Raw genomic sequence first — 10684 nt, 5'->3', positions numbered from 1 at the left:
CATCTCGGCGGCGATGATTGCATCGATCGACCGCCGAGAAGCGGCAGAGCAATCAGACGAGGATTATGGGCTTCGTAAAGGCCTCTCCCTCCGCGACGAGGTCTCGACCGCTTTCCGGGTCGCCCAAGCGCATTTCGATGCATTCTCGAAACTCGAAAACCCGTCTCTCGATGCGACGTCACGCTACATCAAAGGCCTTCTTGAAGAGGCTTTTGGTTTCGATGATCTAGCAAGCGCAACGCTGCCGATCGCGCTGACAGCCGGTGAGGGTCGTGTTCCAGTTTCCGTCTGTCCGCCGCAGGACGAGCTCGACAAGCGAAGCGAGGCATTGTCAGGCGATCGATCTCGGTCGGCTGCATTTGCGCTTCAGGACTGGCTCAATGAACGCGAAGATGCGCTTTGGGGGTTGGCGACAAACGGCCACTTATTGCGCCTTATGCGGGATAACGCGTCTTTGACACGGCCCGCCTATATCGAGGCAAATCTCGCACAAATTTTTGAGACGGAGGACATAGCGTCCTTTGCTGCCATATGGCTCATCATACACCGATCGCGATTTGGGGCCGCAGGCACACCGGACACCGATTGCGCGCTGGAGCGTTGGCGAGAAGCTGGAACCAAAGAAGGGGAAACAGCCCGCGATAGGCTTGCCGGTCAGGTAGAGGAGGCTCTCAAGGTTCTGGGCACTGGCTTCCTGCGATCCAATTCGGACCTCGCAAAGGCAATTGCAGAGGGCGAAGTCGACCTGACCGATTGGTTCAACGAGCTGCTCCGTCTCGTCTATCGACTTATCTTCCTTATGGTCGCAGAGGACCGAGAGCTCCTTCATGACCCGAGGGCGCCTCAGGCAGCACGCAGGCTCTACACACAGGGCTACAGTCTCGCCCATTTGCGGGAGCTTTGCATCCGGCGATCCGCCTGGGATCGTCATCATGATAAGTGGGAGGGGCTCAAAATTGTCTTTATGGCTTTGGCGAACGGTGAGGAAAAGCTAGGCTTACCAGCGCTGGGGGGGCTGTTTGACGTCCAGGGCCTGCCGTCTCTAGGGACCACGCGGCTCAACAATACGGCTCTGATGGAGGCGGTCTACAAGCTCGCCTGGTTTAGCGACGGTAAAAGCCTCGTTCGCGTCAATTGGCGCGCGATGGAAACTGAAGAGCTTGGCTCTGTTTATGAAAGCCTGCTCGAACTTCAGCCGCAACTCAATGACGGCGGTAATGAGCTCCGCTTTGCATCTGAGGCCTCTGAAGCCAAAGGCAATCAGCGAAAAACAACCGGGTCCTACTATACACCAGACAGTCTTGTGCAAGCGCTGCTCGATAGCGCGCTCAATCCAGTGTTGGACCGTACCGAAGCGGAGGCTGACGACCCGGTAGAAGGGCTTCTCAACCTGTCTGTCATCGATCCCGCATGTGGATCAGGGCATTTTTTGCTCGCTGCAGCGCGCCGAATTGCAACGCGTGTTGCGCGTCTGCGAGGGGGAGGGACCGCCGGAGCAACGGAGTTTCGCCATGCACTTAGGGACGTGGCGCGTCGTTGTATTTATGGCGTTGACCGAAACCCCATGGCGGTAGAGCTCACAAAGGTCGCGCTTTGGATCGAAACTATTGATCCGGGCATGCCGCTGGGCTTTTTAGACACTCAAATTCGTTGCGGTGACGCGCTTCTTGGCGTTTACGAACTCGATGTTCTCAGGCAGGGCATTCCCGATGCGGCGTACAAATCTCTGACCGGCGATGACACGGCCGTTGCCAAGTACTATGCGACGAAAAACCGGAAAGAACGTGTAGAGCGCGACCAAATCGCGGAAGGGTTTGGGTTTAACCGTCAGCAGGATTTGATGAAAGCTTACTCTCGTGTGAAGGCCATGTCTGAGACGACGCTTCGAGAGATACGAGCCAAAGCAGAGAAATTCAAAGCGTTGACGGAGGAGGGTGCTGGTCAGTGGGCCCTTGCGCGAGCCTGCGACCTCTACGTGTCCGCGTTTTTGAAGCCGAAGACTACCGATGAGTGCTTCGTTGATCGGCATGGCCTGCCCCAGCGCGGCAAAGAAACGGTACCGACGTCAGGGTCGCTCTGGGAGCATTTGCGTGGCGTTCAGGTCTTTGAGCCGATGATGGCTGCCGCCATAGATTATGCTGCGAATGCAAGAGCGTTCCACTGGCCACTGGAATTTCCAGACATCATGGCTACCGGTGGCTTCGATGTAGTTCTTGGAAACCCTCCCTGGGAAAGAGTGAAGCTACAAGAGCAGGAGTTCTTCGCGCTACGTGATCAATTGATCGCGACTGCCAAAAACAAAGCAGCAAGAACTAGGCTAATCGATGCCTTGAATGATACTAACCCTCGCCTCGCCCGAGAATGGCAAGAGGCACTGAGACAAGCCGCTGTTGAAAGCCATTTCTTACGAAATTCTGGTCGCTTTCCGCTTGGCGGCGTCGGAGATGTAAACACTTACGCCGTCTTTACCGACCTAGCTTGGCAGCTAATTGCGGCACGCGGTCGCGCGGGAATAATAATTCCGAACGGGCTTGTTGTCGGCTTCACCTACAGAGAGTTTCTCAGAGAGTTGCTGTCTCAGAAGCGCCTGATCTCGTTTTTCGGTTTCGAGAATGAGGACAAGCTTTTTAAAGATGTGCACAATGAAACGAAATTTGGGCTTTTAACTTTTGGGGGCCGCGATTTCCTCGTCGAACAACCTTGGTTTACTGCGCACATCCGGCAGCCGAGTGAGATTGCCGATCCGGCGAAGCGTTATATCCTTACTATTGATGAAATCAGAGCTATCAATCCGAACACACTAAACCTGCCGACTTTTCGATGGTCCAAAGATGCCGAAGTTTCGGCAACAATACACAGCGGAGCACCGCCGTTACTTGCAAGACGTGATGATAAAATTTTCTCTAATCCCTGGGCCGTCAAGTTAACTACTCTTTTTCACATGTCGGGAGCATCCGAAAATTTTATCGACCATGGGTCGCTAGATCACGACCATTGCGAGTTCGATGGAGCTTGCGCAGTCTTCGGTGACGGAAGAAGGTTATACCCATTATATGAGGGAAAGATGGTTTGGCATTTCGACCATCGCTACGGTACATATGAAAACCAAACTATAAAACAATCAAATAAAGGTGTTTTGCCCCGCGTTTCCGAACTTCAGCACAAAGACCCACTATATAGAATTCAACCACGTTACTGGGTCGACGCAAAAAATACTGATATGTTATTGGGTGATGATCACTCCTTTTCGTGGTTTTTTGTATGGCGTGACGTTGGCCCATCTGAACGAACTTTAGTTGGGACCATCCTTCCAAAGACAGCAGCTAATGACAAATCACCATTACTGCTATCTAAGCAGTCATCTAAGAATTATGCGACACTAGTTGCAATAATGAGTTCATTAGTTGCGGACTACTCGACTAGACAAAAGGCTAGTAACGTAAAATTTTATGTTTTGGAGCAAGTACCAACACTTACACCGGATCAGTTATCCGGCGAACTAGTTTGGATAAATGGATCGATTATCGACTGGATTTCCAGCCGTGTTCTGGAGTTATGTTACACTTCAATTGAACTTACGAGCTTCGCAAGGGACTTGGGGCACCGAGGCGGCCCATTCAAATGGCTGTCGGATCGCCGAAGAATTATCCAAGCAGAGATAGATGCAGCATTGCTGCACTTGTATGAGCTTAATAGAGAGCAGGTAGATTGGCTGCTGAATTCATTTAAAGTGCTTAGGAAGTACGAAGAGCGAGACCACGGTGAATTCCTCACCAAGCGGCTTGTGATGACAACCTATGACGCTATAGCGGAGGCTAGAAAATCTGGGACGATCTACGAGACGCCTCTCGCGCCGCCTCCAGCCGATCCAAGCTTATGTCATAATGCCTCGGCAATCGAAGAGCTAGGCAATTGACCTCTGCTTCTCTTGGTTTCGTTGTCAGAACTGAACTAAATAAAGCCGCCACGGCAAACGGGTTTCGAGTGACTGATGGCGAGGCCGATGGCTGGCTGAAGTTCAAATCTAGCTCCGCTTCCGGAACACTCTTCCTAACCGGCGCTGGGGATCAGGGGCCATGGTATGTCGGCCTTGACCACGCTGGCGTTGTTCCCGAGCTGGAGGTCGATCCAGATCCAATCTCCGGCCCTGGGCTCGCCCGATACAAATTCAGCTCTCTAAAAACTTACTACGAGGCTTTAGAGCGGATTTATCAGCTCTCAGCATCTCTACCCGATGGCCCTTTACACGACTTTGAAGGTGCTATCCGCGACTTGCCACGCAATACAGAGGCCGAACGCCTCCTGGTCCAGCGCGTGGGACAAGAGAAGTTTCGAAGCGCCCTAATTGACTACTGGGATGGTACATGCCCGCTGACCGGCATTAGCGATCCGGCGCTTCTCCGCGCCTCTCATATTCGCCCCTGGGCTGATTGCGAGACCGATGCGGAGCGTTTGAACACCTATAATGGTTTGTTGCTGTCCTCGCTCTGGGATGCCGCTTTCGATAAAGGTCTGGTCAGCTTCGATGATGACGGCGCACCAATCTACGGGCCGAATTTGAGTGAAAAGGCGAGGGACGCGCTCGAGCACCAGGTCCAACAATGCATCCCCATTCGCGACGCTCATCGAGAACGGCTGGCCTATCACCGCCAGCATGTGTTCCAAGAAGAGGATTGAACCCGGGTTCAGAGAAGGAAAGCCAAGGCTTTTGTCCGAGAAAGCGAACTTGGCACTAGGGCTGCTGCCAAGAACATGCATAACCTAGCTGTCGGCACGGTGGATTTTATCACGATGAAAGGGGTCGTGCCGAAGGCATTGATCAGCGCTGAACCACCGTTTGTTCAGCTAACTGCATCAGTTCTGGGGAAGCTAAAATAGCTTTGCTCTTCATCGCTTCATGAAGAACCTGATCTTCAGTGAACATAAACAACTGCTCTATGAGACCATCAGGCGGGACCACAAAATCTGGGTAGTGCGCCCTAGCACCGTCCATTGCCCACTTTTGCAGCGTTTTCCCATGACTTTGATCATGGGCGGACCCATCCTTGTTGATCGCTGCGATACAGCTTCCCTTTACTCTGAAGTGTAAATGATCCTGCCCATTTGGTATGTGAGCTTTGTGATGCATGATGGCGCGCCCTTTTCCCAAGTCAACATAGGGTTTTGCTTCACGCAATAAGAGCCGGATGAGAATTTCTGCGTCACGGTCGCCCACATCAAAATGATAGAAAATAAAAACGGGCTCGGGATCCGTGATGGATTTAATGGTCTCGATCAGAGATTTATGTTGTTCGTTGGAGAGCGCCATAATCGTTATGCACTTGAATTCCGCAATAACTCTTGCGCACCTTAAGTGGCATATGATCGACAGATCAACTATAAACGTTCCCGGCTGTCCTGGCGGGTCTAACTGCCTTGGATAAGGACTTATCCATTATAGTCTTCTTAAACGGTGTGCTCACCTTTGAGAACGAACCAAGTTACGATTAATTTTTCAGAATTGATTGATCTGCCTCTTCAAGTTCTATCACGCCAGACGGCAGATAATTCACCGAGAATGGTCTGCTATAACCGGACGGTCCTAGAGCCCAGAAAATCGGTGCTTTTCTTGCTCGCAAGCCTTCAACCTTCTTGAAGGCGTTCCGGCCTTTGTCACCTGACAGGGCAATATCTTTTGGGTTCGCACAAAACCTCGCCATGAGCTCAATTAGTTGATCGACTTCGCCCTTGGTTTTCTTGACCTCACCGGCTATGCGCTCAGCGCCCGAAGGATTGGGATAAGCAACAATATCGAAGGCCCAATCAGGTGATTGGTTGCCTATCAATTCGGGCGGCCAATCGAAGTCATGGTGAAGACGGGCCATTCCGCCGAAAGTGATTATTGGCTCAAGCCAAAACCAAAATCGCCTAGGACTTTCCGCTTTGGGCCCTTCCCAGAACAGCGGTTCGGAAACACTGCCGCGTGTCGAAACATACCGGCCCTCACCTACTGGGATAAGAAGTCCCAAGTCCCAAGCGCGAAGAAAATACTCTACGTCAACTGGATCAACGGTCTTTCGACCTTCATCAAACCCGCAAGGCTCGCATTTCAGTCTTGGATTGGTGCAGTAATATGGAACCAGCTCATCATGCACTAGTTTTCTGAAACGGTGGATTGGGCCGGTCATCCGATAATCACGCCAACTAGCTGCTCGCCTTTATGTGACTGACACTAACAGCGAGCGGAGTTTCCGCCTAATCCGCCCAAATGATTTCTCGCGTCATAACCAGTCGCCAGGGCCGCCGTGGAGATCTCAGGGGTCAGCAGAACGAAGGAACCATCCTGTGTTTTCGTTTTCCGATTTGATGGCCAAGCCATTGCATTCAACCTGCCGTCCTGAACCCAGTACGATCGCTTTCCTCTAGCGATCACTGCCCCGTCAGGCAGACCAAATACCTCGGCCTCGGCCAATGTTCGCCTGTGGTCTAACGGCACCAGCCTATCGATATGCAAAAGCTCGTCGAGCGAATTTGCCGTCAGTGAACCCGGGCTCAAACCCTTCGCCATTTCGACGCTGCTCTTGAAGCGCCGGTAAGCACCTCGGCGGCATAGCGCGCACGGTCTGTGGCCTGCGGCAAGCGCGCTCGCTTCGTTTTCGAAGAATAGCGGGGTGTATGATCCGGGTCTTCGTAAATGTTCTTTTTGGCCATAGTAGGAAAGCTCGCAAATTATCCAGCGAAGCCCCCTCCACTCGCGACAGATTTTCTCCTCATCATCGTGAAGGCATCCGCGATTGCCCATCAGAGTTCCGCGCTGGGGAGTGGCGATAATATCCCCGAATGCGGAAACACGATTGTCTAGAGGTGAGGCGAAGGGTTTCATCAGAGATGATACCCGTTTGGAGTATCAGCGTCCAATACTTCTGTTTATACATGGAGGAATGACCGACATCCCATCAAACCTTGTTCGGCCTGGGATGTATCGCCCGCTAAGCGAAACCCATGAACTTTGCGAAGCTGATGTTCTCACGGATTTACTGGTTGTTTCTTTCCCAAGATGTCACGTCACGTATGAGCGGCAACAAGATTGGGAACGCATACAAGAGCTGATCGCTCCGTCTGGTAACCCAGCAGACAACGGCTATGCGTTTGTAAAATATGGGCATCACATCCGCCGCAAGCGCCAGAGCTCAAACTGGCGACATGCTGCTTGGAATGCAGAATTGGTGCACTATCCGCTGGATCGAGGCGGACGCTTATCTATTCATCTAACCATCAACCCCACCCGTTGGGCGGCGATGGCGGCTCAAAACGGCGGTAACATCACCGAACAGACGATCAATCACATGCCGACGGCTGAAAAGGCTGCGCGACTTCGACGCGAAACCCTCGACGGCAATACAAACTTTATCCCTCCCGGCATGCGTAGAAATACCATGCTAAGGCATCCGCTGCTGCTCCAGCTCGCCTTGCGCGACTTCCGGCGAGTTCTGCTCGAGAACCTGTTGCGGTCAGGTCTAGATATCATTGAAATTGGCTGGGATCCCCGCACTGCTCGGCAGCTTTATAATTACGATCAGCCTGACAGCATGCTCATCAACTGGCGGGATTGGCGCGTCGATCGCCTCGAACATTACGTAGAGCTTTACGCGGACGACAGCATCAGTGCTGTTAGACGTGGTTATTACGATGCGCGAGCACGCGGGCTTTCACCAGCCAGCCAGATCTATGAACCAAACACCCTGCTCGACCGACAAAAGAATGGCTTGTCCTTCTCATACAGAAAAAGCGCAAATGAAAATGTTATGGTTTATGCAAAGGCACCCGAACTCGTGCGCGTTGAACGAAGGTGGGTAAGGGGGGATGGGCGACCCGAGGTACCCTTCACCGAACATCAAGAACTAGGGGCGGAAGGGTTGATACGCTGGGACCGCGGCATGAACCCAGGTTCACTGCGCGTGGTGCAAGCGGTTGCCAATCGTTTAGGTCAATTGGTTCAAACCACGCCTGATCACTTTCGCTCCTGGACTAAAGTCTGTGCGGTCGCAGCATCGACGCTTAGAAGTGACAGGGCTCTTGGTAGATTTCTTTCAGACATACTCGAGTTAGGTGGATTGCATTACGCGTCACAAAGCAACTTCCGAAAGGAAGTACTAAACCGGCTTGAACGTCTTCAGATGTTCGAACGGCTAGACCGACGCGAGAACATAGTGCCTGTTCCTAGCCTCCAACTCCTGCTGACCGAAATTCGAGGTTCGATCGAAGCGGCTAGTCAGGGCGCTTCGGACCGGACCTCGACAGACTGATGATGCAAACTAGATATGCCGTTTTTCGGCGTGGGTTGCTTCTGAATTGAACCCGGGTTCAACTCAAGCAATGGTGCCCGTTGATCAGCGCCTTTATCAACTTTCATCTGCGCCGCCGTCAGGATCAGAATTGTGGTTTAAGGCCTCGTTCCTGGCTGTCCGTGCTCTCTCCGATATAAACGAGTACCAAGACTTTGTTGCTCGCGCTGCGGAATATGGCGGCTTTCAACGAGTGCAGAGAATTCCGGCGTCCAACGGCTCCTAGATGCGCTCATCGCGTTTGAGATTTTTGAAACCCAGCGCCCGCGCGAAAACATTGTCCCAGTTCCCGCCTTGCAGAGCTACCTATTGACCCATCGAGAGGTGCGCGAACTGGAAGAGTGTCGCCCCCCGCCCGCTCGTGAGCGCCAGCGAGCGGGCGGGGGGCGACACAATAGCTTCAGTGCATGTCGCGATGGGTCACGAAATGGCGGGAAAAACCAAAATTCGCCGGTTTGAAGCTCACAATGTGCCCAATACCGGCTTTTTTTGGCTCACAATGGTCAGTTTTTAGCGCGTAGTGAACCCCGGTTCAAAATTGAGTGCCAGTCAGTTTTGATCAAATACCGGCAAGCTCTGAAGGGTGAGATCGTGGTGGGCGTCCTTAAACCGCACTTTATCGATAGCCTTCTTTAGATGCCCTACGTTAGGGCCGCTTCCGTACTGAGAATGAACGTCTTTCGCCGCCCAGCCACCAATTGTCTTTTGGGTTGCATCGTCCAGCCCGCAATTTCGCATCGCATCAACGAAAGTGTGTCTGAAGCTGTGGAAGACCAACCCTCTGCCCGTTAGTCCCAAACGCTTCATCCGATAGGAGAAGCGTTTGGAGAAAACGTCTGATGCCGATCCAGACTTACTAATCGGAATATCGGGAAATAACCGCTCAGGGCCATCGGCGGTGCGATGTGTTGCCCACCTATCAAGTCCAAGACGGGCAAGCTCGCTATGGACTGGAATGATCCGCTCACTACCATTTGTCTTTAGGCGTTGCCCGCGATCGGGGTCGTGCTTCACCCGGATGGCCATTATTCCGTCTATGGCAGCGATATCGTCGGTCCAGAGCTGGCAGATCTCTGCCAGCCGCATACCTGACAACAACGCTATCAGCGGAACCCAATAGGCTCCGTCAAACAGCTGCTCAGCATCGCTTTGGATAGAGTAGGGTGTCGCATCAAAAAGCGACTGAAGCTCACCAGCAGTGAATGACCGGCGTTTGCGCGGCGCTCGTGGGTCTTTCTTGATTGTTAGTCCAACACATGGGTCTCTGGCTAACAGTCCACGCTGAACAAACCGCCTCAAAAATGACGACGCCGTCTCCATAGTCATCCGAGCATTGTTTCGATCAGCAATCGGCAGCCCGCGCGCTTTTGCAACTGCGGGCATCTCGGCAACAGGAGTGTCCGGCAGCGACCGAAACGGGTCGCGGGGCAGGTCCAAAAGCGTGTCACGAAAGGCCTCCATTTGCCGCTGGGTAATGGAGCGAATGTCGGTGCCTTTTCCAAAATACTCAGCAAGCACCCTTAGTCGGCCTCGATTGGCTCTGCGCGTCGCATCCGAGACGGACCGGCCTCGATCATTCACATAGCTTGCAATTTGTTCGCCTAACAAAAGCGCATCAGCAGCAACGTCACCCCCATTTGAACCCGGGTTCAAATGGGGGTGACCCGGTTGTTCTTCAACGAAACTGACATCGGCATTTGCTGGATGGCTGGAAAAGTCGTCATTCATACGAGCAAGGACCCGCCGGGAGACATCAACACGCGCCTCCATGATCCGATCAGCAAATCGGTTCCAGATCGCCCCGCCTTCTTTGGGCTTCTCAAAGTTATGCTTGTCGCAAAGATGATCGATCACATCACTGGCCGATTGGCGAAGCTTCCAATGCCTTAAATCGGCATAACCCTCCATTTCCTCCCGGATGGCATCAAGGCGCTGCTGTCCCGTGCGATCCGACCGCGATAAGCCTCTCAGCACTTCGAACTCTGCCCCTCGACGAAAAGCATGCCAATCGCTCACCAGAGCCTCAATGTCAGAAATATGAAGAGCCTGCTTGGTTATGCTCGGCCTGGCGGCATAGACGCCCTTAAGGCTCGATTGAGCGTTGGCCTTCACCTGCTCGAATTCTGCATCTATCTGTGCCCATGCGCGCTTTGCCTCTTTCAGGCTGTCCGTGCCCAAAGTGCGCTTGAATTCCGACAAGCCGACTGCTTCACGCAGATGCATAGGAATTGCCGCACGAAAAACGTAGCGACCAGCTCGTTCGTATAATCGTGGGAAGCCTTCAACCTTCTTCATGTATTTTTGTACCATAAAATGTACGAAAACACAAGAAATACTGCTTCAATTACAGCGTAATAGAG

6 protein-coding genes are annotated in these 10684 nt (G+C 52.7%); 3 read left to right on the top strand and 3 right to left on the bottom strand.

Annotated elements, in window-relative coordinates:
- The first annotated feature begins 13 nt into the window (after positions 1-13).
- Together HXX25_RS05555 and HXX25_RS05550 are read left to right on the top strand one after the other, a co-directional pair.
- Positions 14-3916: an N-6 DNA methylase gene (locus HXX25_RS05555; RefSeq protein WP_233346910.1), complete on the top strand. Its 3903-nt coding sequence runs from the start codon at positions 14-16 to the stop codon at positions 3914-3916.
- Complete coding sequence (locus tag HXX25_RS05550; RefSeq protein WP_187167504.1) at positions 3913-4677, top strand: HNH endonuclease; 765 nt, start codon at positions 3913-3915, stop codon at positions 4675-4677. Before HXX25_RS05555 ends, HXX25_RS05550 begins: the two co-directional genes overlap by 4 nt.
- 142 nt (positions 4678-4819) lie before the next feature.
- Here the strand turns inward: HXX25_RS05550 and HXX25_RS05545 are convergent, their stop codons facing one another.
- Together HXX25_RS05545 and HXX25_RS05540 are read right to left on the bottom strand one after the other, a co-directional pair.
- Positions 4820-5308 carry a hypothetical protein gene (locus tag HXX25_RS05545; RefSeq protein ID WP_187167503.1) on the bottom strand — a complete coding sequence of 163 codons (489 nt, stop codon included), beginning with the start codon at positions 5306-5308 and terminating at the stop codon, positions 4820-4822.
- Positions 5309-5486: 178 nt separating this feature from the next.
- Positions 5487-6167 (bottom strand): hypothetical protein, encoded by a 681-nt coding sequence (locus tag HXX25_RS05540; protein ID WP_187167502.1) that lies wholly within the window; start codon positions 6165-6167, stop codon positions 5487-5489.
- Positions 6168-6920: 753 nt separating this feature from the next.
- Between HXX25_RS05540 and HXX25_RS05535 the strand changes: the two genes are divergently transcribed.
- Positions 6921-8285, top strand: a complete 1365-nt coding sequence (locus HXX25_RS05535; protein WP_187167501.1) for a hypothetical protein — start codon at positions 6921-6923, stop codon at positions 8283-8285.
- 588 nt (positions 8286-8873) lie between these two features.
- On the opposite strand, the gene HXX25_RS05530 is transcribed toward HXX25_RS05535, so the two are convergent.
- Complete coding sequence (locus HXX25_RS05530; RefSeq protein WP_187167500.1) at positions 8874-10619, bottom strand: site-specific integrase; 1746 nt, start codon at positions 10617-10619, stop codon at positions 8874-8876.
- Positions 10620-10684: the final 65 nt, after the last annotated feature.

Origin of the sequence: Hyphobacterium sp. CCMP332, from assembly GCF_014323565.1 — a bacterium.
Taxonomy (GTDB): Bacteria; Pseudomonadota; Alphaproteobacteria; order Caulobacterales; family Maricaulaceae; genus Hyphobacterium.
The sequence above is the reverse complement of the archived record's forward strand: the minus strand, read 5'-3'. Positions and strand labels throughout refer to the sequence as shown.